General features: G+C 43.1%; 35 protein-coding genes. 33 read left to right on the top strand and 2 right to left on the bottom strand.

Translation table 11 applies throughout. The features are described from left to right. The first annotated feature begins 95 nt into the window (after positions 1-95). The 32 genes from mreC to rplQ all read left to right on the top strand — a co-directional run bounded on the left by mreC (position 96) and on the right by rplQ (position 18,582). Positions 96-950 (top strand): rod shape-determining protein MreC, encoded by an 855-nt coding sequence (gene mreC, locus B3V51_RS05665; protein WP_212563829.1) that lies wholly within the window; start codon positions 96-98, stop codon positions 948-950. A 132-nt stretch (positions 951-1,082) separates the two neighbouring features. Further along, complete coding sequence (mreD, locus tag B3V51_RS05660; protein WP_058024002.1) at positions 1,083-1,568, top strand: rod shape-determining protein MreD; 486 nt, start codon at positions 1,083-1,085, stop codon at positions 1,566-1,568. A 74-nt stretch (positions 1,569-1,642) separates the two neighbouring features. After that, complete coding sequence (locus B3V51_RS05655) at positions 1,643-2,329, top strand: Maf family protein (RefSeq protein WP_212563828.1); 687 nt, start codon at positions 1,643-1,645, stop codon at positions 2,327-2,329. Positions 2,330-2,449: 120 nt separating this feature from the next. Continuing rightward, on the top strand, positions 2,450-4,054 hold the full coding sequence (locus tag B3V51_RS05650; protein WP_093069559.1) for an Rne/Rng family ribonuclease: 1,605 nt from the start codon (positions 2,450-2,452) through the stop codon (positions 4,052-4,054). A 408-nt stretch (positions 4,055-4,462) separates the two neighbouring features. Beyond that, entirely contained in the window at positions 4,463-4,774 is a 312-nt protein-coding gene (rpsJ, locus tag B3V51_RS05645; RefSeq protein WP_010196670.1) for a 30S ribosomal protein S10, read from the top strand. Positions 4,775-4,823: 49 nt separating this feature from the next. After that, positions 4,824-5,462 (top strand): 50S ribosomal protein L3, encoded by a 639-nt coding sequence (rplC, locus tag B3V51_RS05640; RefSeq protein ID WP_071003147.1) that lies wholly within the window; start codon positions 4,824-4,826, stop codon positions 5,460-5,462. 14 nt (positions 5,463-5,476) lie between these two features. Continuing rightward, complete coding sequence (gene rplD / locus B3V51_RS05635) at positions 5,477-6,079, top strand: 50S ribosomal protein L4 (RefSeq protein WP_058025577.1); 603 nt, start codon at positions 5,477-5,479, stop codon at positions 6,077-6,079. Then, the gene (gene rplW / locus B3V51_RS05630) at positions 6,076-6,426 is read left to right on the top strand and encodes a 50S ribosomal protein L23 (RefSeq protein WP_071003149.1); all 351 of its coding nucleotides are present in this window, start codon (positions 6,076-6,078) and stop codon (positions 6,424-6,426) included. The genes rplD and rplW overlap by 4 nt, the downstream gene beginning before the upstream one ends. Positions 6,427-6,437: 11 nt before the next feature. Continuing rightward, complete coding sequence (gene rplB / locus B3V51_RS05625) at positions 6,438-7,265, top strand: 50S ribosomal protein L2 (protein ID WP_058025575.1); 828 nt, start codon at positions 6,438-6,440, stop codon at positions 7,263-7,265. A 12-nt stretch (positions 7,266-7,277) separates the two neighbouring features. Continuing rightward, on the top strand, positions 7,278-7,553 hold the full coding sequence (gene rpsS, locus B3V51_RS05620; RefSeq protein ID WP_010196682.1) for a 30S ribosomal protein S19: 276 nt from the start codon (positions 7,278-7,280) through the stop codon (positions 7,551-7,553). A gap of 10 nt (positions 7,554-7,563) precedes the next feature. Beyond that, complete coding sequence (gene rplV / locus B3V51_RS05615; protein WP_058025574.1) at positions 7,564-7,893, top strand: 50S ribosomal protein L22; 330 nt, start codon at positions 7,564-7,566, stop codon at positions 7,891-7,893. Positions 7,894-7,896: 3 nt separating this feature from the next. Next, on the top strand, positions 7,897-8,625 hold the full coding sequence (gene rpsC, locus B3V51_RS05610) for a 30S ribosomal protein S3 (protein WP_058025573.1): 729 nt from the start codon (positions 7,897-7,899) through the stop codon (positions 8,623-8,625). A 3-nt stretch (positions 8,626-8,628) separates the two neighbouring features. Next, entirely contained in the window at positions 8,629-9,042 is a 414-nt protein-coding gene (rplP, locus tag B3V51_RS05605; RefSeq protein ID WP_025644399.1) for a 50S ribosomal protein L16, read from the top strand. Next, positions 9,042-9,239 (top strand): 50S ribosomal protein L29, encoded by a 198-nt coding sequence (gene rpmC, locus B3V51_RS05600; protein WP_025644397.1) that lies wholly within the window; start codon positions 9,042-9,044, stop codon positions 9,237-9,239. The genes rplP and rpmC overlap by 1 nt, the downstream gene beginning before the upstream one ends. After that, on the top strand, positions 9,236-9,511 hold the full coding sequence (rpsQ, locus tag B3V51_RS05595; protein ID WP_021813375.1) for a 30S ribosomal protein S17: 276 nt from the start codon (positions 9,236-9,238) through the stop codon (positions 9,509-9,511). The genes rpmC and rpsQ overlap by 4 nt, the downstream gene beginning before the upstream one ends. A 183-nt stretch (positions 9,512-9,694) precedes the next feature. Continuing rightward, positions 9,695-10,063, top strand: coding sequence for a 50S ribosomal protein L14 (gene rplN, locus B3V51_RS05590; RefSeq protein ID WP_010196702.1), 369 nt, complete (start codon positions 9,695-9,697; stop codon positions 10,061-10,063). Between the two features lie 8 nt (positions 10,064-10,071). Beyond that, positions 10,072-10,389, top strand: a complete 318-nt coding sequence (rplX, locus tag B3V51_RS05585) for a 50S ribosomal protein L24 (protein WP_058025572.1) — start codon at positions 10,072-10,074, stop codon at positions 10,387-10,389. Between the two features lie 21 nt (positions 10,390-10,410). Then, complete coding sequence (gene rplE, locus B3V51_RS05580) at positions 10,411-10,947, top strand: 50S ribosomal protein L5 (RefSeq protein WP_057758706.1); 537 nt, start codon at positions 10,411-10,413, stop codon at positions 10,945-10,947. 12 nt (positions 10,948-10,959) lie between these two features. Continuing rightward, positions 10,960-11,265, top strand: a complete 306-nt coding sequence (gene rpsN, locus B3V51_RS05575; protein WP_058025571.1) for a 30S ribosomal protein S14 — start codon at positions 10,960-10,962, stop codon at positions 11,263-11,265. A gap of 11 nt (positions 11,266-11,276) precedes the next feature. Beyond that, positions 11,277-11,675, top strand: a complete 399-nt coding sequence (gene rpsH / locus B3V51_RS05570; protein ID WP_058025570.1) for a 30S ribosomal protein S8 — start codon at positions 11,277-11,279, stop codon at positions 11,673-11,675. Positions 11,676-11,851: 176 nt separating this feature from the next. Beyond that, the gene (rplF, locus tag B3V51_RS05565; RefSeq protein ID WP_058025569.1) at positions 11,852-12,385 is read left to right on the top strand and encodes a 50S ribosomal protein L6; all 534 of its coding nucleotides are present in this window, start codon (positions 11,852-11,854) and stop codon (positions 12,383-12,385) included. 11 nt (positions 12,386-12,396) lie between these two features. Further along, positions 12,397-12,747, top strand: coding sequence for a 50S ribosomal protein L18 (gene rplR, locus B3V51_RS05560; RefSeq protein ID WP_058025568.1), 351 nt, complete (start codon positions 12,397-12,399; stop codon positions 12,745-12,747). Between the two features lie 2 nt (positions 12,748-12,749). Then, complete coding sequence (gene rpsE, locus B3V51_RS05555; protein WP_075106935.1) at positions 12,750-13,265, top strand: 30S ribosomal protein S5; 516 nt, start codon at positions 12,750-12,752, stop codon at positions 13,263-13,265. A gap of 20 nt (positions 13,266-13,285) precedes the next feature. Next, positions 13,286-13,465, top strand: a complete 180-nt coding sequence (gene rpmD, locus B3V51_RS05550; protein WP_071003155.1) for a 50S ribosomal protein L30 — start codon at positions 13,286-13,288, stop codon at positions 13,463-13,465. Beyond that, positions 13,465-13,905, top strand: a complete 441-nt coding sequence (gene rplO / locus B3V51_RS05545; RefSeq protein WP_058025566.1) for a 50S ribosomal protein L15 — start codon at positions 13,465-13,467, stop codon at positions 13,903-13,905. Before rpmD ends, rplO begins: the two co-directional genes overlap by 1 nt. Before the next feature lie 19 nt (positions 13,906-13,924). Next, positions 13,925-15,256: a preprotein translocase subunit SecY gene (gene secY, locus B3V51_RS05540; protein ID WP_180952577.1), complete on the top strand. Its 1,332-nt coding sequence runs from the start codon at positions 13,925-13,927 to the stop codon at positions 15,254-15,256. Positions 15,257-15,288: 32 nt separating this feature from the next. Then, positions 15,289-15,405: a 50S ribosomal protein L36 gene (gene rpmJ, locus B3V51_RS05535; protein ID WP_011279805.1), complete on the top strand. Its 117-nt coding sequence runs from the start codon at positions 15,289-15,291 to the stop codon at positions 15,403-15,405. A 252-nt stretch (positions 15,406-15,657) separates the two neighbouring features. Then, positions 15,658-16,014, top strand: coding sequence for a 30S ribosomal protein S13 (gene rpsM, locus B3V51_RS05530; RefSeq protein ID WP_058025564.1), 357 nt, complete (start codon positions 15,658-15,660; stop codon positions 16,012-16,014). A gap of 20 nt (positions 16,015-16,034) precedes the next feature. Then, entirely contained in the window at positions 16,035-16,424 is a 390-nt protein-coding gene (gene rpsK / locus B3V51_RS05525) for a 30S ribosomal protein S11 (RefSeq protein ID WP_058368279.1), read from the top strand. Positions 16,425-16,472: 48 nt separating this feature from the next. Continuing rightward, entirely contained in the window at positions 16,473-17,114 is a 642-nt protein-coding gene (gene rpsD / locus B3V51_RS05520; RefSeq protein WP_068408447.1) for a 30S ribosomal protein S4, read from the top strand. An 81-nt stretch (positions 17,115-17,195) separates the two neighbouring features. Continuing rightward, a complete protein-coding gene (locus tag B3V51_RS05515) occupies positions 17,196-18,203 on the top strand; it encodes a DNA-directed RNA polymerase subunit alpha (protein ID WP_068408445.1) in 1,008 nt (335 codons plus the stop codon). A 19-nt stretch (positions 18,204-18,222) separates the two neighbouring features. Next, positions 18,223-18,582: a 50S ribosomal protein L17 gene (gene rplQ, locus B3V51_RS05510; protein WP_068408443.1), complete on the top strand. Its 360-nt coding sequence runs from the start codon at positions 18,223-18,225 to the stop codon at positions 18,580-18,582. A 78-nt stretch (positions 18,583-18,660) separates the two neighbouring features. Here the strand turns inward: rplQ and B3V51_RS05505 are convergent, their stop codons facing one another. Both B3V51_RS05505 and B3V51_RS05500 read right to left on the bottom strand, forming a co-directional pair. Then, complete coding sequence (locus tag B3V51_RS05505; protein ID WP_212563827.1) at positions 18,661-19,281, bottom strand: L-threonylcarbamoyladenylate synthase; 621 nt, start codon at positions 19,279-19,281, stop codon at positions 18,661-18,663. A 232-nt stretch (positions 19,282-19,513) separates the two neighbouring features. Continuing rightward, entirely contained in the window at positions 19,514-20,257 is a 744-nt protein-coding gene (locus B3V51_RS05500) for an elongation factor P hydroxylase (RefSeq protein WP_093069567.1), read from the bottom strand. A gap of 182 nt (positions 20,258-20,439) precedes the next feature. Here B3V51_RS05500 and B3V51_RS05495 point away from each other — a divergent pair, with 182 nt between their 5' ends. Next, on the top strand, positions 20,440-21,033 hold the full coding sequence (locus tag B3V51_RS05495) for a YceD family protein (protein ID WP_212563826.1): 594 nt from the start codon (positions 20,440-20,442) through the stop codon (positions 21,031-21,033). Positions 21,034-21,087: the final 54 nt, after the last annotated feature.

The following is a 21,087-nucleotide window of genomic DNA, read 5'->3' as shown; positions in this document are numbered from 1 at the left end:
GCATTAATCCATGCTAGAACCCAATATCACCGATAAACATTTATGCTCTAAATAAGTGCTATTGCTCATTTTAGAATTCTTAAATCAGACGACTTATGACTACAAGTATCTTTGCGCGCCAAGCCCTATCACTTCGTAAGACTGCCATTGTATTGATAGCAGCCTTAATACTGATGTGGTTTGATAGCAAAAACTCGGAATGGTTCAATCCAGTACGCAGTACCAGTCATGCTGCCATGCAGCCTATTTATGAGATGTCTTTATTACCGAGCTATGCCAAGCATTGGGCGAGTGGTAGTTTGCAGTCAAAAGAAGCGCTGCGCCGCGAAAACATGCAGCTAAAATCGCAACTCATTCATGCACATGCCAAACTGCAGCAGCAAGATTATATCTTGGCACAAAATGCGCGCTTGCAAGGGATTTTATCCACCACGAAGCCTGAGCAGTTTGATCTCAACTTAGCTCAAGTCATTGGTACAGATACCAACTTACTCAGACAGATTGTTGTGCTCAATAAAGGCAAGCAAGATGGTGTACAAGTGGGACAAACGGTTATCGATGAAGATGGTATTTTAGGACAGATCATTAACGTCTATCCTAATACGAGCCGTTTGTTATTGATTACAGATGACCAGCAGTCAGTGGCTGTCACTGTCAAACGTACTGGTCAGCGGGCTATTGTGACAGGCCAAGGTATCCCATCTGCACTGAGCCTAAACTATGTTTTTAAGACTTCAGACGTGCGCGTGGGTGATGAGTTGGTATCATCTGGTTTGGGTGGGCGAATTCCAGCGGGCTATCGTGTTGGCCGTATTGCTCACATCAAAGATGGGCAAGCGGATAACTTTAGAATCATTGAGGTCACGCCTTCTGCAAACTTTATTGACAACGCTTATGTCTTGATATTACAAGACAAGATGCTCACTAAGAGTCAGAGCAGTAGTCAATGAATTCTGATGTCATAACGTTTTAACCAATAATGCCAGCTGCCTTTTTTATCAAAATTTTGCCTATCGTACTATCTCATTATTACCCAATGCATCCTATAACAGCGGTCGCTACACAATCGAAGGTAAATACTCATGTCGTATCCTGATTCTGAGAATTCAACGGCACTGTTGATTGTGGTCATTGTTCTAAGCTTTATCATTGCTTCATCGCTCAATGTCTATCCGTTAAGCCCAAGTATGGCAACATTACGGCCCATGATTATGATTATGGTGCTGATATATTGGCTACTGTTCCAGCCGCGCTATGTGGGTATCTTTACCGCATTTACTATTGGGCTTATTGCAGATTTGCTGATGGACACCCATCTAGGACAGCAAGCCTTTGCCGCTGTCGTGGTGGCACTAGTGATCAAAATTACTAGTATCTATGTTAGACAACTAAATACCATCAGCGCATGGTTGATAGCCAGTTTAGGATTAATTGTTTTTCAGCTAAATTTATGGATGCTGCAGATGTTTATCCAAAATACCTTTATCGCAAAATCTGCTTTGTCGCTTATGATGAGTATCATCAGCTGGCCACTTGTCTTACTGGCTCTACGCAAGTTTGCGCGTTAATGATGTTTATTAACTTATATACAAAATATCTAAAAAATACATACCTCATAAATCTGTAAATGAAGAGAAGAGCGATGGATATCATTTTAGCATCTGGTTCGCCGCGCCGTCGAGAGCTACTAGCAAAAGCACAGTTAGATTTTAGAGTATTGAGTGTAGATATTGACGAAACGCCGCAAGATGATGAATTACCCAAAGACTATATTGAGCGTATGGTCGCTACCAAAGCCATGGCTGCCATAGAGCAACTAAACGGCACATTAGAAATCGATGAGAACGGTACCAACGAATTAATTATCATTTTGACCTCTGATACCATCGGAGTGTTACCAGATGGCAAGACAGTACTGGTCAAACCGACCGATCGTGAGCATGCTTATAGCATGTGGCAGCAGATGTCAGATAATATCCATGAAGTATGGACTGCCGTACAAGCCACCAAAATACAGCGGCTACCTAAAGGAACAGAACACAATGCATCAAAGCGCACTCAGGCATTTCAAATTATCGACCAGCAGCAAATTACTGAGCGTACAGCAGTAACCTTTATACCATTGACTACAGAGATGATGAGCAATTATTGGGACAGTGGAGAGCCTGCTGATAAAGCGGGTGGCTATGGTATTCAAGGTTTGGGTGCTGCTTGGGTCAGCCGTATCAACGGCAGTTACACCAATGTCGTTGGATTGCCACTGGCGCAAACGCTGGCCTTAATCAAAGACATGACAGAAGGCAGTGAGGATATCGTTGACCCGTTATAATTATATATGCACATAATGACACGGTAGGGCAATGGGCAAGAGCAAGGCGCATTTGTTACACTGTCAATCTAATAGACGATGACCGTCTGATAAGAAAGCTGAGAGATAAGAGAAAAAACTATGTCCGAAGAGCTGCTGATTAATATTAGTCCAATGGAATCCCGTGTTGCGGTTTTAGATAATGGCATCTTGGGTGAGATTTATATTGAGCGACATCACAAACTGGGTTTGGTCGGCAATATTTATCTGGGCACAGTCGTACGTGTCCTTCCAGGCATGCAGGCAGCCTTCGTTGATATCGGTCAATCGCGGACAGCGTTTTTACATGTTAATGATATGCAGCGTGAGCCTCGCCCAGTTGCAGAAGACAAAAGCAAAGCCGCTACAAATATCAAAAAAGATAATAGTGACAATAGCGCCATCTTAGAAACATCCACGGATAGCTTAGCAGTCACGCCACCTGTTGTCAGTGCTCAAAGTACGGAGGTCGTGCCTGTTTCTAAGACCTTGATTCAGCATCGATTACACGAAAGCCAGCGTATCTTGGTACAAGTCACCAAAGATCAATTAGGCAGTAAGGGTGCTCGCTTAACGACCAATATATCGTTGCCATCTCGCTATCTGGTTTATCTACCATCAAGCGATCATATCGGTATATCACAGCGTATTGATGGTGAAGAAGAGCGCACGCGTCTAAAAACTGAGCTTAGTAGCTTAATGCAAACGGTCAATCTAAAAGGTGGACTCATCGCTCGTACTGCCGCCGAGCGTGTTCCTGTAAACAAGCTAGAAGAGGATATTTATTACCTGTTGCAGCTGTGGCGTACCATCTGTGCTCGTCGCCAAGAGATCAATCATCACCAAAGCTCAGAGCTGATTTATCAAGAACTATCGCTACCACTGCGCTCTATTCGTGACTTGGTACATGCTGATACCGAAAAAGTCATCATCGATAATACGCAAGTTTATGAACAAGTCAGATACTTTGCCAAAGAGTTTGTACCGTTCATTTACGATAAAATCGTGCATTATACGGCAGAGCAGTCACTGTTTGACGTGCATCGGGTTGAAGATGATTTACGTGACGCATTGAAACGTCGTGTTGACTTGAAATCTGGTGGCTATCTGATTATTGACCAAACAGAAGCAATGACGACGATTGATGTTAATACAGGCTCTTTTGTAGGCGGTCGCTCATTAGAAGACACCGTTTATAAGACTAATCTAGAAGCCACACATGCCATCGCACGTCAGCTGCGCCTGCGTAATCTAGGCGGCATTATTATTCTAGATTTTATCGATATGCTAGAGCAGCAGCATAAGGATGATGTACTAGAGAGCTTACAGGCGCAGCTAACCCAAGACTATGCCAAAACCAAAATTACGCAGGTTAGTGAACTTGGCTTAGTGGAGATGACACGCAAGCGCACGCGTGAATCATTGGGTCAGCAGCTTTGTGAGCCGTGCTCAACTTGCCAAGGTCGTGGGTTCGTTAAAACCGCAGAGACCGTTTGTTTTGAGATTTTCCGTGAGATCATGCGCTGCGCCCGTACTTATAATTCTCCTAAGAAATTCACAGTAGTGGCTCATGCGGCAGTCATTGATTTATTGCTGACATCAGAGTCAGATACTGTAGCCGATCTAGAGTACCTACTGGGTCGAGTGATTACATTTGACGTAGAAAATCTATATACCCAAGAGCAGTATGATATTGTTTTGGACTGAGATTACTGAGCCTACTGCCAGAGACTTGTTACAAGTATCTTGACCAACAAAACAGTTTTCTGAAAATTGAGGTCTTTAATTACGCTAGATATTGCCCTTGCAATACCTAAAATACTCTGTATAATACACACCACTGAATTATATATGCGCAGCTGACTAAAAAAGCTGACGCTATGACAGCTGGAGCATCGTTTCTAGCACTATTTCATTATGCCTTTGCTGACATCCATTATAGGAGAGTTGGCGGGGCTTTAAACTATTTTGCTTTTGGCACGCTATAAGTTCGGATAAAGAACTCATTCTGGTTAAGAACAGAAGGCCGCTTTAAGTGAATATTTAACCAAACTGCTTTTGATCATAGTCTTGCAAACCAAGAATGACGAAAGCACATATTAGGAGCTTGCTGGCATGGCTAACCAGAGAATCCGTATCCGTCTTAAGTCTTTTGATCATCGTCTGATTGATCAATCTGCACAAGAGATTGTTGATACTGCAAAGCGCACCGGTGCGCAAGTTTGTGGTCCTGTACCGTTGCCGACTCGCATTGAGCGCTTCAACGTTCTAACCTCACCACACGTTAACAAAGACGCTCGTGACCAGTACGAAATCCGTACTCACAAGCGTATGGTTGATATCGTTCAGCCTACTGACAAAACTGTGGATGCGCTAATGAAATTAGATTTAGCGGCGGGTGTTGACGTCCAAATTGCTTTGGGTTAATGCACATTATACACCCAACCCATTAATATAAGATATAAAGAGGTCTAAAATGGCGATCGGTTTAGTCGGTAAAAAATGCGGCATGACCCGTGTCTTCACTGAAACAGGCGCATCTATTCCTGTAACAGTGGTTGAGGTCGATGCAAACCGCATTACTCAAGTAAAAAATACTGATGTAGATGGTTACCAAGCCATCCAAGTCACCACAGGTACCCGTCGTGACAGCCGCGTAACTGCTGCACAAAAAGGTCACTTCGCGAAAGCTGGCGTTAAAGCTGGTCGTGGTGTTTGGGAATTTCGTGTCAACGATAGCGATCTTGAAGGTCGTGAGGTTGGCGGTGAGATTCTAGCTGACTTGTTTGAACAAGGTCAGATGGTTGATGTGACAGGACAAAGCAAAGGTAAAGGCTTCCAAGGTCCAATCAAACGTCACAACTTTAGTATGCAAGATGCTACTCATGGTAACTCAGTGTCTCATCGTGCACATGGTTCAACTGGTCAAAACCAGTCACCAGGTAGAGTATTCAAAGGCAAAAAGATGGCGGGCCAGATGGGTAACAAGCGTGTTACTGTTCAAGGCCTAGAAGTGATTTCGGTTGATGCCGAAAAAGGGTTACTTGTCATCAAGGGTGCTATCCCAGGTGCCACCGGTGGCGATGTTATCGTACGTCCGTCAGTCAAAGCCTAAGCAAGGGGATTAACGTGGATTTAAAAACAGTTACAGGTGCAGCGGTTGAGCTTTCTGATACGGCTTTTGGTCGTGAATTCAATGAAGCATTAGTGCACCAAGTCGTCACCGCTTATCTAGCTGGTGCTCGCCAAGGTACACGCGCTCAAAAAACCCGTGCCGAAGTTTCTGGCGGTGGTATCAAGCCATGGCGCCAAAAAGGTACTGGTCGCGCTCGTGCGGGCTCTATTCGTAGCCCAATCTGGCGTTCAGGTGGTCGTGCATTCGCTGCAAAACCACAAGATTGGTCACAGAAAGTAAACCGCAAAATGTATCGCGGTGCGATGCAGTGCATCCTAGCAGAATTGATTCGTCAAGAGCGTCTGATTTTGGTAGAAGAGTTGAGCGTTTCTGGGCCGAAAACTAAAGAACTGATTGCAAAGCTAAATGAGCTTGATGCACCACGTGCATTGATCGTCACCAAAGAGGTTGACGAAAACTTATACTTAGCTGCTCGCAACATTCCGCACGTCAATGTACTTGGTACAAACGAAGTGGATCCAGTGAGCTTGATCGCATTTGATAAAGTGATCATGTCAGTTGAAGCTGCGAAACAATTTGAGGAAGCACTAGCATGAACAACGCAAGACTTTATCAGGTCTTAAGAGGGCCTGTATTCTCAGAAAAATCTCAAATGCTTGGCGACTCACTTGGTGTGCAGGTATTTAAAGTTGACTCTAACGCTACTAAGCTTGAAGTCAAAAAAGCAGTTGAGTTGATGTTTGAAGGTGTTGAAGTTACTAAAGTAAACACTTTGAATGTTAAAGGTAAGACAAAGCGTTTTGGTAAAAGTATCGGCCGTCGTAACGACTATAAAAAAGCCTATGTTACCTTAAAAGCTGGTCAAGATGTACAAATGGCTGATGCTGGTGAAGAAGTCGCAAACACGACTGCTTCTACTAGTGAAACAGCGAATAACGAATAAGGATTACACTCATGCCTATCGTAAGAGCAAAGCCAACATCACCAGGCCGTCGTTTTGTTGAAAAAGTGGTGCATCCACACCTTTATAAAGGTCGTCCTTATGCAGCGCTTCTAGAATCAAAAAGTAAGTCAGGTGGTCGTAACAATAATGGTCGTATTACTACTCGTCACATTGGCGGTGGTCATAAGCAACATTATCGCATTATCGACTTCAAACGTACTAAAGACAATATCCCAGCTGTGGTAGAGCGTATTGAATACGATCCTAACCGTACTGCACATATTGCACTACTTAAGTATGCTGATGGCGAACGTCGTTACATCATCGCTGCTAAAAAACAAGCAGTTGGCGATACAGTAATGTCAGGCGAAACATCTCCAATACGTCCAGGTAACTGCCTACCGCTAAAAAACATCCCATTGGGTACTGTGATTCATAATATCGAACTTAAAATCGGTAAAGGTGCACAGATGGCTCGTTCTGCGGGTGCTAGCGTTCAGTTATTAGGCCGTGACGGTATCTACGCTATTTTACGTCTACGTTCAGGCGAAACTCGCCGTGTACACGTAAACTGCCGTGCTGTTATTGGCGAAGTTTCTAACACTGAAAACAACTTGAAATCACTTGGTAAAGCTGGTGCTTCACGTTGGCGTGGTGTTCGTCCTTCAGTTCGTGGTGTCGCGATGAACCCGGTGGATCACCCACATGGTGGTGGTGAAGGTCGTAACAAAGGTCGCCATCCAACTAGCCCTTGGGGTCAGAAGTCTAAAGGACTTAAAACGCGTCATAATAAGCGTACTGACAACATGATCATCCGCCGCCGCGCCAAGAAGAAATAAAGGAAGAATTTCATGCCTCGTTCATTGAAAAAAGGTCCATTCATAGACGCGCACTTATTTGCTAAAGTTGAGAATGCATTAGACACCAACTCACGCAAGCCAATTAAAACTTGGTCGCGCCGCTCGATGATCCTACCGCAAATGGTTGGCCTGACTTTATCTGTCCACAACGGCCGTACTCACGTACCGGTTATCGTAAGTGAGCAGATGGTTGGTCATAAACTAGGTGAATTTGCCCCGACTCGTACGTATCGTGGTCATGGCATTGACAAAAAAGCTAAGAGATAAGGTGCTTACCATGGAAGTAACTGCAAAATTACGCGGTGCCGCCATATCGGCACAAAAAGTTAGACTCGTTGCTGATGAAGTTCGTGGCAAATCTATTGAGCGTGCTTTGGATATCCTAACGTATAGCAATAAAAAAGGCGCTATCTTTGTTAAGAAATGTCTTAACTCAGCCATCGCCAATGCCGAACATAATCACGGCCTAGATATTGACGACCTAAAAGTCGCTACTATCTATGTTGATGAAGGCATTACGCTAAAACGTATCCTACCACGTGCCAAAGGTCGCGCTGATCGTATCAGCAAGCGTACTTGTCACATCACTATAAAGGTAGGAGAATAAGTTATGGGTCAAAAAGTACATCCAATCGGAATTCGTCTTGGTGTTGTAAAAAAGCATAACGCAAACTGGTATGCTGATCCTAAACAATACTCAGAATACCTAATCAACGATATTCAAGTTCGTGAATATCTACGTAAAAAGCTAGATAACGCAATGATCAGCAACATCATGATCGAGCGTCCTACTGGCGCTGCTAAGATCACCATCGCCACTGCGCGCCCTGGTATCGTTATCGGTAAGAAAGGCGAAGATATCGAAAGACTTCAAAAAGAATTGACCAAAATTATGGGCGTACCTGCTCAGGTCAACATTGAAGAAATCACGTCACCTGATCTTGATGCACGTTTGGTAGCAGAGGGTATCGCAAGCCAGCTTGAGCGTCGTGTTATGTTCCGCCGTGCGATGAAACGCGCTGTACAGAACAGCATGCGTTCTGGTGCTAAAGGTATTAAAGTTGAGCTGTCTGGTCGTCTTGGCGGTGCTGAGATTGCTCGTAGCGAATGGTATCGTGAAGGCCGTGTGCCCTTGCATACACTTCGTGCTGATATTGACTATGCGTCAATTCGTGCAGAGACAACTTACGGCACCATCGGTGTTAAAGTTTGGATTTTCCGCGGAGAGATCCTTGACGGTATGAACAGTGTTTATAATCCCGTCAAAGAAGAGCAGACTCGTGCGCCAAAACGCCGTGGTCGCGGAAACGGAAACCGTCGAAACTCAGACAGAGGTTAAACTATGTTACAGCCAAAACGTACCAAGTTTCGTAAAATGCATAAAGGTCGTAACACTGGGCTAGCTCATCGTGGAAGCACCGTTGCATTCGGACAAATTGGTCTAAAATCATTGACGCGTGGTCGTATGACAGCCCGTCAAATCGAAGCAGCACGTCGTACCATCACTCGTAAAATCAAGCGTGGCGGTAAGATTTGGATTCGTGTATTCCCAGACAAGCCTATTACCAACAAACCATTAGAAGTACGTATGGGTAAAGGTAAAGGTCCAGTTGAGTACTGGGTATGCGAAATCAAGCCTGGTAAAGTGCTATATGAAATTGAAGGGGTATCTGAAGAGCTTGCTCGCGATGCATTAACGCTTGCTGCAGCAAAACTGCCCTTTAAAACTACCATTGTTAAGCGGACGATAATGTAATGAAGATCAGTGAATTACGTGATAAATCATTAGAAGAACTGACCCAGTTACTTGATGAAAAGCAGCTTGATGCTTTCCGTATTCGTATGGCTAAAGCAACTGGTCAGTTGGGTAATACCCATGAAGTCAGAGCAAATCGTCGTACGATTGCTCAGCTTCAGACTTTGATTAACGAGAAACAACGAGGCGACTCATGAGCGATAACAATCAAACAGCTACCAATGCTAGCGTATTGACAGGACGAGTTGTCAGCGACAAGATGGACAAGTCCATCACAGTTTTGATTGAGCGTCTGGTTCGTCATCCTTTGTATGGCAAACAGCTTCGTCGTTCTACTAAAATCAAAGCACATGATGAGAACAATGTTTGTCAACAAGGCGACCTTGTCCGTATCAAAGAAACGCGTCCAATCTCAAAAACTAAGTCTTGGACTTTAGTTGATGTGGTTGAAAAAGTAGAAAAAATCTAAGTAAATTGCATTAAAAGCCAGAAGCTGTTAAAATAGTCGCCTTTTTAAGGATGCTGATTGCGCCCGTCGCATATCACTCACATTAAGAGTAAGCTGCGGTTATTTATATTAAAATGCCGCCTTGCTCATTCTGTGCTAGCGGCAGCAACTGGTTTTTATTGCTCATACGTGTGGAGTAACGCTATGATTCAGGTTGAGTCAATGCTGGAAGTTGCAGACAATAGCGGTGCAAGGCGAGTTCAGTGCATTAAAGTACTGGGTGGTTCTCATCGTCGTTATGCATCAGTTGGCGACATTATTAAAGTAACGGTTAAAGAAGCCATTCCTCGTGGTCGTGTCAAAAAAGGCGACGTGATGAATGCAGTAGTTGTACGCACCAAAAAAGGCGTTCGTCGTCCAGATGGTTCTGTGTTACGTTTTGATGACAATGCTGCGGTATTGTTGAACCAAAACAAAGCGCCGATTGCAACTCGTATTTTTGGACCGGTAACTCGTGAACTACGTGGTGATCAGTTTATGAAGATTGTATCACTAGCACCAGAAGTATTGTGAGGTAATCCATGTCAAAATTACGTAAAGGCGATACAGTTATCGTGATTGCTGGGAAAGACAAAGGCAAGCAAGGTACTGTACAAGCTGTAAAAAACGATCGTATTAAAGTTGAAGGCGTTAATATTGTTACTAAACATCAGAAGCCAAATCAGGCGACTGGCGTTGAAGGTGGCATTCTTAAGCAAGAAGCTTTTATGCATATCTCAAATGTCGCAATCTTAAATGCGCAAACCCAAAAAGCAGACCGTATTACTTATCAGTTTGGCGAAGATGGCAAGAAACAACGCGTCTATCGTTCAAACGGTGAAGTAGTGGCGACTGCGTAAGACACTAAGGGTGTAATGGTAATGGCAAGATTAAAATCTTTATATAACGATAAATTAAAGCAGCAAATCAAAGAAGATCTTGGTTTGGACAATGTGATGCAAGTGCCTAAAATCACTAAAATCACACTTAACATGGGTGTAGGCGGCGCGTCTCAAGACAAGAAATTGCTTGAAGGTGCTGTAGCTGACATGACCGCGATTGCTGGTCAAAAACCTGTTGTCACCAAAGCGCGTAAATCAGTTGCTGGCTTTAAGATTCGTGAAGAATGGCCAATTGGCTGTAAAGTAACGCTACGCGGTGAGCAAATGTACGAATTTTTAGATCGTCTCGTTGCCATTGCAATTCCTCGTATTCGTGATTTCCGCGGTTTTTCACCTAAAGCCTTTGACGGACGTGGTAACTACTCATTGGGTATCAAAGAACAGATCGTATTCCCAGAAGTAGATTTTGACAAGATTGACCGTATCCGTGGTATGGATGTGACAATCACCACGTCAGCTCAATCTGATGAAGAAGGTCGTGCGTTGCTTAAAGCATTCGGCTTCCCATTTAAATAAGGTAAAGACGTTATGGCAAAGAAGAGCATGATTAACCGCGAATTAAAGCGCGAAAAAATGGTTGCTAAATATGCTGAAAAGCGTATCAAGCTAAAAGAAACTATCAGTGATATCAACGCATCAGACGAAGAGCGTATGGACGCGATGTTAGAGCTACAAGCTCTTCCACGCAACTCATCACCAGTACGTCTGCGTAATCGTTGTGCTATCACCGGTCGTCCTCACGGTTACTTCCGCAAGTTTGGCTTATCACGCAATATGCTGCGTGAGCGTGTCATGCAAGGCGATGTGCCTGGTGTTCGTAAAGCAAGCTGGTAAGGAGTAACTATATGAGTATGCAAGATACCGTTGGGGATATGCTAACCCGTATCCGTAACGCACAAATGGCTAACAAAGTATCGGTAGCAATGCCGAGCTCTAAATTACGTAAATCAATTGCTGATTTGCTAGTTAGCGAAGGTTATGTGGCGAGCGCTGTTGTTACTGAAGAAGAAAACAACAAAGCAACCCTTACTATTGAATTGAAATACTTCGAAGGCCGTGCGGTTATCGAAACTATTCAACGTTATAGCCGCCCTGGTCTACGCCAGTTCCGCGGTAAAGACGAAATCCCTACTGTTAAGCAAGGTATGGGTGTTGCTATCGTATCTACAAGCCAAGGTATCATGAGCGATCGTGCTGCACGCGCTGCTGGTATCGGTGGTGAAATCGTTGCATTTGTAGCGTAAGCTATACGACGATGAAGTCTATTTGATGGTGGTTAGGCTTCTATCGATTGAGTAATGTTTAATTATTTCAAATTGATAGGTGTCTAACACAGTCAACTATGCTAAACTAACACGCTTTTTAGCCTGTTAGTTTTTTCGCTAATAAAAGCAAGTTAAATTTTTTAAGGAATATTCCTATGTCTCGTGTGGCTAAAGCCCCAGTAACGCTGCCAAATGGCGTAAGCGTTACTTTGAACGATCGGCAGGTCGAAGTTAAAGGCAAGAACGGTACTATGTCTTTACACCTGCATGAATTGGTCGAGCTGAAACAGGAAGATGATGCTATCATTTTCTCACCTGCAGTCGATTCAAAAGAAGCTATGATGCACACTGGCACCATGCGCGCTCTTGTTAACAACTATGTTACTGGCGTAAATGAAGGCTTTGAAAAGCGTCTTCAATTGATTGGTGTTGGTTATCGCGCACAAGTTGCTGGTAACAAAGTAACCTTGAACGTTGGCTACTCTCATCCAGTAGAGTACACGCTACCTGAAGGTGTATCGGCTGAAACCCCAACGCAGACTGAAATTGTTTTGAAATCAAACAATAAACAGCAGCTTGGTCAAGCAGCGGCTAATATCCGTGGTTTCCGTCCACCTGAGCCTTATAAAGGTAAAGGTATTCGTTATAGTGACGAGCATGTGATTCGCAAAGAAGCTAAGAAAAAATAAGGTGAGTTGAAATGTTTGATAAAAAAGCAGCTCGTCTGCGTCGAGCTAAGAAAACACGTGCACATATCCGTCATCTAGGCGTTCATCGCTTAACGGTTAACCGCACGTCAAAACATATTTATGCCCAGATTATCTCTCCAAATGGTGGTGAAGTGATTGCTCAGGCATCTACCTTAGACAGCAGCTTGCGTTCAGGCGCGACTGGTAACGCTGATTCAGCAACGTCTGTAGGTCAAATGATCGCAGAACGTGCAAAAGCAGCTGGCATTACTAAAGTTGCCTTTGACCGTAGTGGTTTCAAATATCATGGTCGAGTTAAAGCTTTAGCAGAAGCTGCTCGCGAAAACGGATTGGAGTTTTAATCATGGCTAGAAATGATAAAAATGATAAAAATGAACAGACTGACGGTCTAGTAGAACGCTTAGTTACCGTTGATCGCGTTGCAAAAGTTGTTAAAGGTGGTCGTATTTTCTCTTTCACTGCGTTGACTGTAGTGGGTGACGGTAATGGTCGTGTTGGTTTTGGTCGTGGTAAAGCGCGTGAAGTGCCTGCTGCTATCCAAAAAGCACTAGAAGCTGCCAAACGTAATATGATTACTGTTGAGCTAAATGATGCAACTTTGTATCATCCGATCAAAGCAAGTCATGGTGCTAGTAAAGTCTACATGCAACCTGCATCTGAAGGTACTGGCGTAATCGCTGGTGGTGCAATGCGTGCTGTATTAGAAGTTGCTGGTGTCAAAGATGTTTTGACTAAATGTTATGGTTCTACCAATACTGCTAACGTTGTTCGTGCAACGTTTAACGGTTTACGTGATATGTCAACTCCAGAGAAGATGGCAGCTAAACGTGGTAAATCTGTAGACGAAATCTTGGGTTAACTTAGACTAGGTGAGTTACGATGAAAAAAATGAAAGTCACTCAATTTAAATCGGGTGCCCATCGCCTAAAGAGCCACAAAGCGAGCTTGAAAGGATTGGGTTTACGCCGTATTGGTCATAGTGTGGTCGTTGAAGATACTCCTTCAACCCGTGGTATGGTTAATCGCGTTAACTACATGGTAAAAGTGGAGGAAGCGTAATGGGTCTTAGATTAAATGAATTATCACCAGGTGTTGGCGCAAAGAAAACTGCCCAACGTCGTGGTCGTGGTATCGGTTCAGGTCTTGGTAAGACTGGTGGTCGTGGTGTAAAAGGTCAGAAATCTCGTTCAGGTTCTAGCGTTCGCTCAGGATTTGAAGGTGGTCAAATGCCTTTATATCGTCGTCTACCAAAATTTGGTTTTACCAGTAAACTGGCTATGAAGACTGCTGAAGTACGTCTTTCTGAACTGAATAAAATTGAAGGCGATGTAGTTAGTCTTGAAACACTTAAAGCTGCTAACCTTATCCGTCACGATATGAAACGTGCTCGTGTAATGCTATCAGGTGAAGTCACTAAAGCTTATACTTTTAAAGGTATCAAAGTGACTAAAGGCGCCAAGCAAGCAATCGAAGCTGCTGGTGGTAGCATCGAGGAGTAGTAACGTGTCAAAACAATCAATGTCATCGACTGGTATACCGCTCAATCCATTTGCCTTTATACGTAAGTATGATGAATTATGGACGCGTTTATTATTCTTAATCGGCGCATTGATTGTTTATCGTTTAGGGTCACATATTCCAGTACCGGGTATCAATCCGGTTAACTTGGCTGATCTGTTTTCGCGCAACGAAAATACCATTTTGAGCATGTTTAACATGTTCTCAGGTGGTGCACTAGAACGTATGTCCATCATGGCACTTGGCATCATGCCATATATTTCAGCATCTATTATCGTTCAGATGATGTCGGCGGTATTGCCATCGCTTGAAGCCCTCAAAAAAGAAGGCGAAGCGGGACGACGTAAGCTAAACAAGTACACCCGTCAAGGGACACTTGGATTAGCACTAGTACAGTCATTAGGAATGTGTGCTGGCCTTATCAGTCAGAATCTTACCTTATCTACTGGTTTGACTTTTTATATTCCAGCGGTTACCTCATTGGTAGCTGGCGCTATGTTCCTAATGTGGCTTGGTGAGCAAATTACAGAACGCGGCGTGGGTAATGGTATCTCAATGCTCATCTTTGCGAGTATTGTGGCTGGTACGCCAGGTATGATTTCGCAGTCTATCGAACAGGTCAATCAAGGGCAGATGAACTTGATTGTACTTTTTATCTTTGTATTGCTAGGCATCGCGGTGACTGCCGGTATCGTTTATATTGAACGAGCGCAGCGCCGTGTCCCAGTAAACTATGCGCAGAAGCAACAACAAGGTCGCAAAATTTATGCTCAGCAGCAGTCGCATTTGCCGCTTAAGCTAAATATGGCAGGGGTTATTCCCGCTATTTTTGCCAGCTCGTTATTGTTGTTTCCAGCAAGTTTAGGACAATGGGTTGGTCAATCGGCTGATCCTACTTTTACACAAAAGATATTACAAAATATGGCATTGGTGTTGTCTCCAGGGCAGCCGCTGTATTTGGTTCTGTTTGGCGCAATGATTATTTTCTTCTGTTACTTTTACACGGCATTGGTATTTAGTCCGCGTGAAGTTGCTGAAAACCTTAAACGTAGTGGTGCGTATATCCCAGGTATTCGCCCCGGACAACAAACTCAGCGTTACCTTGATCATGTATTAAACCGACTGACCTTTATTGGCGCGATGTATATGACGGTTATTTGTTTAATGCCAATGGTCGTGCAGTCATCGTTTGGTGTGCCGTTTCAACTTGGTGGTACGTCATTACTGATTATGGTGGTTGTGGTAATGGACTTCATTTCGCAAATCCAAGCGCATTTGATGACCCATCAATATCATGATCAGACGTTAATTCAATCGCCCACTCAACCTTAAATGAGCGGTACGATATCTCAAAGGAGTATGCTATGAAAGTTCAAGCATCAGTTAAGAAGATTTGTGGTAGCTGTAAAGTTGTGCGCCGTAAAGGCCGTGTACATGTTATTTGTACCGCAGAACCTCGCCACAAGCAACGTCAAGGTTAATATTTGATAGCATAAGTTTTTTAACTTTTGTTACTAATTAAATTAATACTTGAAAAATAACGGCGGATGGGATATCATCCGCCACTTGCCGTGTTTATGCAGAATGTCTTATAATGTTTTCGATCAATAGGCTTTTAACTAAGTCAAAAGAACGACTATCGTTATAAAGAATCTAGTATTAACAGCAACAAATCTGAAGAATAATGCCTTATTGATAAATAACGCTTATTTTTCTTTAATGGAGAGAAATCAATGGCTCGTATTGCCGGCGTAAACATTCCGGATAATAAGCATGCTGTTATTTCACTAACTTATATCTTTGGTATCGGTCGTACCACTGCTCAGAAAATCTTAGAAGCAGTTGGCATTGCCCCTACTACTAAAGTTAGCCAGTTAGATGATACACAGTTAGATGCTATCCGTGCACAAGTTGCAAATTACATGACTGAAGGTGATCTTCGTCGTGAAGTGTCGATGAATATCAAGCGCTTGGTTGATCTTGGTTGTTACCGTGGCATCCGCCATCGCCGTAACCTGCCAGTTAGAGGTCAGAACACCAAGAACAACGCTCGTACTCGTAAGGGTCCGACACGCCCTCTCAAAAGATAATTAACTTAGGAAGCTAAAAGATGGCTAAAGACACTCGTAGTCGCAAAAAAGTGACTCGTCGTTCAGTATCGGAGGGCGTTGCCCATATCCATGCGTCTTTTAATAACACCATTGTTACGATTACCGATCGTCAAGGTAATGCACTGGCTTGGGCCACTTCAGGTGGACAAGGCTTCCGTGGTTCACGTAAATCTACACCATTTGCAGCTCAGGTTGCAGCTGAAGTCGCTGGTAAAGCGGCTCAAGAATACGGTGTTAAGAATATCGACGTTTTGGTCAAAGGACCAGGACCGGGTCGTGAGTCTGCGGTAAGAGCACTTGGTGCATTGGGTTATAAAGTTAACAGCATCTCTGATGTGACCCCAATCCCACACAATGGTTGCCGTGCGCCGAAAAAGCGCCGCGTCTAATATTAAAGACGAAGCTTTTTATCATAAGAGCTTATAGGAGACATAACAATGGCCCGTTATATTGGACCAAAACTCAAATTATCACGTCGTGAAGGTACAGACTTAGGCCTTAAGTCTGGTGTTAAACCATATGACGTAAAAACGAAAAAAGCGGCTCGTCCACCTGGTCAACATGGTGTTAGCCGTAATAAGAGCTCAGAATACTCTCTACAGTTACGCGAAAAACAAAAAGTTAAGCGTATCTACGGTGTATTAGAGCGCCAGTTTGCCAACTACTATAAAGAAGCTGCTCGTAAGCGTGGCGCTACTGGTGAAAACCTGCTAGCAATGCTTGAGAGTCGCCTTGATAACGTCGTTTATCGCATGGGCTTTGGCTCAACTCGTGCTGAAGCACGTCAGCTCGTTAGCCATCGCACTGTGATGGTAAAAAAAGCTGGCCGCGATGAGTTTGTTCGTGTGAACATTCCATCAATTCAGTTGCAAGATGGTGATGTCGTCGCTATCCGTGAGAAGTCTCGCGAACAACTACGTATTAAAAACGCTATTGAACTAGCGACACAACGTGGTATTCCAGAATGGCTAGATGTTGACCACAGCAAGCTACAGGGCACGTTTAAACAAGCGCCTGATCGCATTGATCTACCTGCTGAAATCAACGAAAGCTTGATCGTTGAGCTATACTCTAAGTAAGTAACGTACTGCTCGATGTTATAACAATAGCATTGAGCAATTGACGTTAATTAAACCAGTTTAATAAATCGAGGTGACATCATGATGCTAAGTGCAACTGAGTTTCTAACGCCGAACGCCATTAACGTGGATACGGTTAATGAAACGATTGCGAAAGTCACGCTCGAACCGTTAGAACGCGGCTTTGGGCATACCTTAGGTAATGCCTTACGTCGCATCTTGTTATCTTCATTACCTGGTGCTGCAGTCATTGAAGCTGAGATTGATGGTGTTGACCATGAATACTCAACGCTTGAAGGACTACAAGAAGACGTGCTTGACTTGCTTTTGAACTTAAAAGGCTTGGCAATCACCCTTCATGACCAAAATGAAGTATTCTTGACCTTGGATAAACAAGGTCCAGGCACTATTACTGCTGCAGACATCACGTTGCCGCATAATGTCGACATTATCAATCCAGAATTGGTATTGGGTACATTAAGCGACCGTGGTCATCTTAAGATGCGTTTGCGTGTGGTAATGGGTCGTGGATATGAGCCAGCAAACCAGCGCCGTGAAGATGGCGACACTAAAGCGATTGGACGCTTAAAGCTTGATGCAAGTTTTAGTCCAGTACTGCGTGTTGCTTATCAGGTTGAGAACGCACGTGTAGAACAACGTACTGATCTTGATCGTCTTATCATCGAGCTTGAAACTAATGGCACTATAGATCCAGAAGAAGCAATTCGTAAAGCAGCCACTATTTTACAACAACAGATTTCTATCTTTGTTGACCTAGAAGCTGAAGAAGCGCCTGAGCCTGTGAAAGAAAAAGAAGAGGTTGATCCGGTGCTATTACGCCCTGTGGACGATCTTGAACTAACGGTTCGCTCAGCCAACTGCTTGAAAGCTGAAAACATTTACTATATCGGTGATTTGGTACAGCGTTCAGAGACTGAACTACTAAAAACCCCAAATCTTGGTAAGAAATCATTGACCGAAATCAAAGACGTATTAGCGTCTAAAGATTTAGAGCTCGGTATGCGCCTAGACAATTGGCCACCAGCTGACCTTCGTGTCGATGATCGCTTTTCTTATCGTAGCCGTTAAACTTTAAGGATTTTTGACTATGCGCCATCGTAAGAGTGGAGTCAAGCTGGGTCGTACCGGCAGTCATCGTAAGGCAATGTTTCAGAACATGACCAACTCATTATTTGAGCATGAACTGATCAAAACAACTTTACCAAAAGCAAAAGAATTGCGCCGTGTTGCTGAGCCATTAATCACTTTGGCTAAAGAAGACAGCGTTGCTAATCGCCGTTTGGCATTTAGCCGCATGCGTAGCAAAACTATGGTAGGCAAACTATTTGGCACGTTAGGTCCTCGTTACCAAACTCGTCCAGGTGGTTATTTGCGTATCGTAAAATGCGGTTACCGTGATGGTGACAATGCGCCAATGGCTTATGTAGAATTGGTTGATCGTGACTAATTTTATACGCTCATTGTATAATAAAAAAAGCTCCAATAATTTGGAGCTTTTTTTATGCCTTTTATTCTTAAAATTTTTTTATGGTACGAGTGAGCTGACGTCAGCAGCACCTTGTCTGATGATTTCGGACTGATTAGTGGTCATATCGACGATAGTAGTCAGTTTGGTGGTTTTGATACCAGCATTAATGAGACCATCTATTTGATTACCGAGTAACTCTTCAATCTCAAATGGATCATCCAATATCTCATCTCGATGCGGCAATATGAGTGAACTGGTCAATATAGGTTCATCCATCGCTGCTAGCAATGCTTGCGCAATAGGATTGCTTGGCACGCGAATACCAATGGTTTTTTTCTTAGGATGCGCCAACTTCTTAGGTACATCTTTGGTGGCGTTTAAGATAAAGGTAATCGGTGCCGGTGTATGGGCTTTTAGCTGTTTAAATTGCACATTGTCTACCGTGGCATAGTTGGCAATTTCACTTAAATCGCGACATAACAAGGTAAATTGATGCTTATCATCAAGCTCACGGATATGTTTTAATTTTTCTAGCGCGTCTTTAGCGCCTAAGCGGCAGCCAAACGCATAACTGGTATCGGTAGGATAGATAACTAATTGATCATTACGTAATAAATCCGCTGCTTGTTCGATAAGCCGCGGTTGTGGGTTGTCCGGATGAATGTAAAATACTTGCATGATTTTTCCTTATTTTTTAATTATTGGTTTTTAATTGAGACAATTTTTTCATTAATTAGATGTAGTTCAATCATTAGACATATTAAAAAAGTTATTTTAAAAATTAAGAAAATCTGTATTTTTAACATACTACTTTAGTTATCAGTATAGCTTAAAGCAAATATAAGTTTAGTGGCAAGGCGTTACCAACCGTAGAAAATCGTTAATAAGTAGGAACACTTAGTAATTTGAATTAAGCGTTGATTTCAGATGAAGGAGTACAAACGCTAATTAAAGCAGTCAGTAAAGTCTTAGCGTCACGCGGCAGAGTATAAGGTTTGGCTATATAGCTTTCTACTTGCTGATAGACATCATTAGCAAAGGTACTACTGCTAGTGTCGAAGTCGGCAAACAAGTTATCTTGTGAGACTTGGAAGTTTCGACCACACGCTAAGGTGAATAAACATTCTAATGCCTGTGGTTTGATCTCTACGCGCTCAAATGCTTGCTGCTGAGCTTCTGTCCTACCGTCTGGAGCATACCAGTAGCCAAAGTCAGGTAATTGTCTACGAGCGTCACCAGCCAGGCACCAATGACTCAGCTCGTGCAGGGCACTGGCAAAAAATCCATGAGCGAATTCAATTCTGGCAGGCTCATTGTCTTGAGCAGGGAAATACTCTGGCTCACCCTCACTACGAACCAATATCACTTGCTGGTTAGTAAATAAAGTATTAAATAGCTGTATGAGCCAATCAGTGGCTAATCGTTCGCTATCAATTATCAACCCTGCTGAGTAAGTATTGTCAGGCTGAGTAGTAGATAACTTTTGCCACTGACTTCTCCATTCTCTTAAATACTCATCTTCATCGAGGCACAGTCTATTGCTAAGAGCATTTTCAGTATGACGATCTAGTTGAGTAAGATATTGCAGCAACGAACTTGCTGTAGCAGGAGAAAGTAAATCAGAAAAATTAATTTTATTATCAGGTAGATTCATAGAGAAGACATTGACTTAATAAATATTAAAGACAAAAAATTTTAGGTAAAAAAGTAAGTAGTAAAAAAGCTTGAACATATTTGCTATCAAAAAATCTTAACATACTAGCGCTAGCAGAATATGGCACTTTCCGTTAGTATGGCAGGCAATATTATACACCGTTTTTATGAATGAGGCCGCGCATGTCAAGCACTCCAGAAACTAAACCGTCAGCACCTTACGCTGACAATAAAAAAGCGCCTGTATCTACTAGCATGCTTGAGCACATTTCTTTGGACAAATGGGCAGACACGGGTTTTGAGTGGTCAGGAGAAGTCGATCCAAACTCTTTTGAACGTCTTGCCACGACGTTGAGCGCCGAGCATGATCAGTCAAACACTCAGTTAAACGCTGAACTCTATCGCCGTAATAATGTTTTGCATTTGGCATTTACATTAAAAGGCGATATCTGGCTAACATGCCAACGCTGTTTACAACCAATTGCGATAGACTTATCTGATGATTATAATATTGCATTACTAGAGAATGATAGCCAAGTACGCTTGATTGATGAAGAGCAAGACTACTTGTTACTTGATGAAATCGTCACTGAGCAGTCTCCGGAGCGTCTACTACCATTTAAAAAACTGGTAGAAGATGAGATATTGCTCAAAACACCAATGGCGCCAAAGCATGATGATTGTGAGATGTCAGTTGAGCAGTTTGGCGAGATACCAGAAGAAGAAGAGAGTGAAAATCCATTCGCTGCTTTAGCCTCCTTAAAAGGTAAGCTATAAGAGCCAAATTTATTTATTCAAGTATTTGAGAAGCCTTTTATCTGCTTTGTACAG

Origin of the sequence: Psychrobacter sp. UBA2514 (assembly GCF_002341255.1) — a bacterium.
Lineage (GTDB): Bacteria > Pseudomonadota > Gammaproteobacteria > Pseudomonadales > Moraxellaceae > Psychrobacter > Psychrobacter pacificensis.
The sequence above is the reverse complement of the archived record's forward strand: the minus strand, read 5'-3'. Positions and strand labels throughout refer to the sequence as shown.

Excerpts from the sequence above, each read along its gene's own strand:
- rplW (WP_071003149.1), top strand. The coding sequence starts at position 6,076 with ATGAACAACGCAAGACTTTATCAGGTCTTAAGAGGGCCTGTATTCTCA.
- rplV (WP_058025574.1), top strand. The coding sequence starts at position 7,564 with ATGGAAGTAACTGCAAAATTACGCGGTGCCGCCATATCGGCACAAAAA.
- B3V51_RS05655 (WP_212563828.1), top strand. The coding sequence starts at position 1,643 with ATGGATATCATTTTAGCATCTGGTTCGCCGCGCCGTCGAGAGCTACTA.
- rpsM (WP_058025564.1), top strand. The coding sequence starts at position 15,658 with ATGGCTCGTATTGCCGGCGTAAACATTCCGGATAATAAGCATGCTGTT.
- B3V51_RS05505 (WP_212563827.1), bottom strand. The coding sequence starts at position 19,281 with ATGCAAGTATTTTACATTCATCCGGACAACCCACAACCGCGGCTTATC.
- B3V51_RS05515 (WP_068408445.1), top strand. The coding sequence starts at position 17,196 with ATGATGCTAAGTGCAACTGAGTTTCTAACGCCGAACGCCATTAACGTG.
- rplQ (WP_068408443.1), top strand. The coding sequence starts at position 18,223 with ATGCGCCATCGTAAGAGTGGAGTCAAGCTGGGTCGTACCGGCAGTCAT.
- mreD (WP_058024002.1), top strand. The coding sequence starts at position 1,083 with ATGTCGTATCCTGATTCTGAGAATTCAACGGCACTGTTGATTGTGGTC.
- rpmC (WP_025644397.1), top strand. The coding sequence starts at position 9,042 with ATGAAGATCAGTGAATTACGTGATAAATCATTAGAAGAACTGACCCAG.
- B3V51_RS05495 (WP_212563826.1), top strand. The coding sequence starts at position 20,440 with ATGTCAAGCACTCCAGAAACTAAACCGTCAGCACCTTACGCTGACAAT.
- rplE (WP_057758706.1), top strand. The coding sequence starts at position 10,411 with ATGGCAAGATTAAAATCTTTATATAACGATAAATTAAAGCAGCAAATC.
- rpmD (WP_071003155.1), top strand. The coding sequence starts at position 13,286 with ATGAAAAAAATGAAAGTCACTCAATTTAAATCGGGTGCCCATCGCCTA.
- rpsJ (WP_010196670.1), top strand. The coding sequence starts at position 4,463 with ATGGCTAACCAGAGAATCCGTATCCGTCTTAAGTCTTTTGATCATCGT.
- rpsS (WP_010196682.1), top strand. The coding sequence starts at position 7,278 with ATGCCTCGTTCATTGAAAAAAGGTCCATTCATAGACGCGCACTTATTT.
- rplC (WP_071003147.1), top strand. The coding sequence starts at position 4,824 with ATGGCGATCGGTTTAGTCGGTAAAAAATGCGGCATGACCCGTGTCTTC.
- rplB (WP_058025575.1), top strand. The coding sequence starts at position 6,438 with ATGCCTATCGTAAGAGCAAAGCCAACATCACCAGGCCGTCGTTTTGTT.
- mreC (WP_212563829.1), top strand. The coding sequence starts at position 96 with ATGACTACAAGTATCTTTGCGCGCCAAGCCCTATCACTTCGTAAGACT.
- B3V51_RS05650 (WP_093069559.1), top strand. The coding sequence starts at position 2,450 with ATGTCCGAAGAGCTGCTGATTAATATTAGTCCAATGGAATCCCGTGTT.
- rplF (WP_058025569.1), top strand. The coding sequence starts at position 11,852 with ATGTCTCGTGTGGCTAAAGCCCCAGTAACGCTGCCAAATGGCGTAAGC.
- rpsQ (WP_021813375.1), top strand. The coding sequence starts at position 9,236 with ATGAGCGATAACAATCAAACAGCTACCAATGCTAGCGTATTGACAGGA.
- rpsC (WP_058025573.1), top strand. The coding sequence starts at position 7,897 with ATGGGTCAAAAAGTACATCCAATCGGAATTCGTCTTGGTGTTGTAAAA.
- rplX (WP_058025572.1), top strand. The coding sequence starts at position 10,072 with ATGTCAAAATTACGTAAAGGCGATACAGTTATCGTGATTGCTGGGAAA.
- rpsH (WP_058025570.1), top strand. The coding sequence starts at position 11,277 with ATGAGTATGCAAGATACCGTTGGGGATATGCTAACCCGTATCCGTAAC.
- rpsN (WP_058025571.1), top strand. The coding sequence starts at position 10,960 with ATGGCAAAGAAGAGCATGATTAACCGCGAATTAAAGCGCGAAAAAATG.
- B3V51_RS05500 (WP_093069567.1), bottom strand. The coding sequence starts at position 20,257 with ATGAATCTACCTGATAATAAAATTAATTTTTCTGATTTACTTTCTCCT.
- rplR (WP_058025568.1), top strand. The coding sequence starts at position 12,397 with ATGTTTGATAAAAAAGCAGCTCGTCTGCGTCGAGCTAAGAAAACACGT.
- rpsE (WP_075106935.1), top strand. The coding sequence starts at position 12,750 with ATGGCTAGAAATGATAAAAATGATAAAAATGAACAGACTGACGGTCTA.
- secY (WP_180952577.1), top strand. The coding sequence starts at position 13,925 with ATGTCATCGACTGGTATACCGCTCAATCCATTTGCCTTTATACGTAAG.
- rplN (WP_010196702.1), top strand. The coding sequence starts at position 9,695 with ATGATTCAGGTTGAGTCAATGCTGGAAGTTGCAGACAATAGCGGTGCA.
- rpmJ (WP_011279805.1), top strand. The coding sequence starts at position 15,289 with ATGAAAGTTCAAGCATCAGTTAAGAAGATTTGTGGTAGCTGTAAAGTT.
- rplP (WP_025644399.1), top strand. The coding sequence starts at position 8,629 with ATGTTACAGCCAAAACGTACCAAGTTTCGTAAAATGCATAAAGGTCGT.
- rpsK (WP_058368279.1), top strand. The coding sequence starts at position 16,035 with ATGGCTAAAGACACTCGTAGTCGCAAAAAAGTGACTCGTCGTTCAGTA.
- rpsD (WP_068408447.1), top strand. The coding sequence starts at position 16,473 with ATGGCCCGTTATATTGGACCAAAACTCAAATTATCACGTCGTGAAGGT.
- rplO (WP_058025566.1), top strand. The coding sequence starts at position 13,465 with ATGGGTCTTAGATTAAATGAATTATCACCAGGTGTTGGCGCAAAGAAA.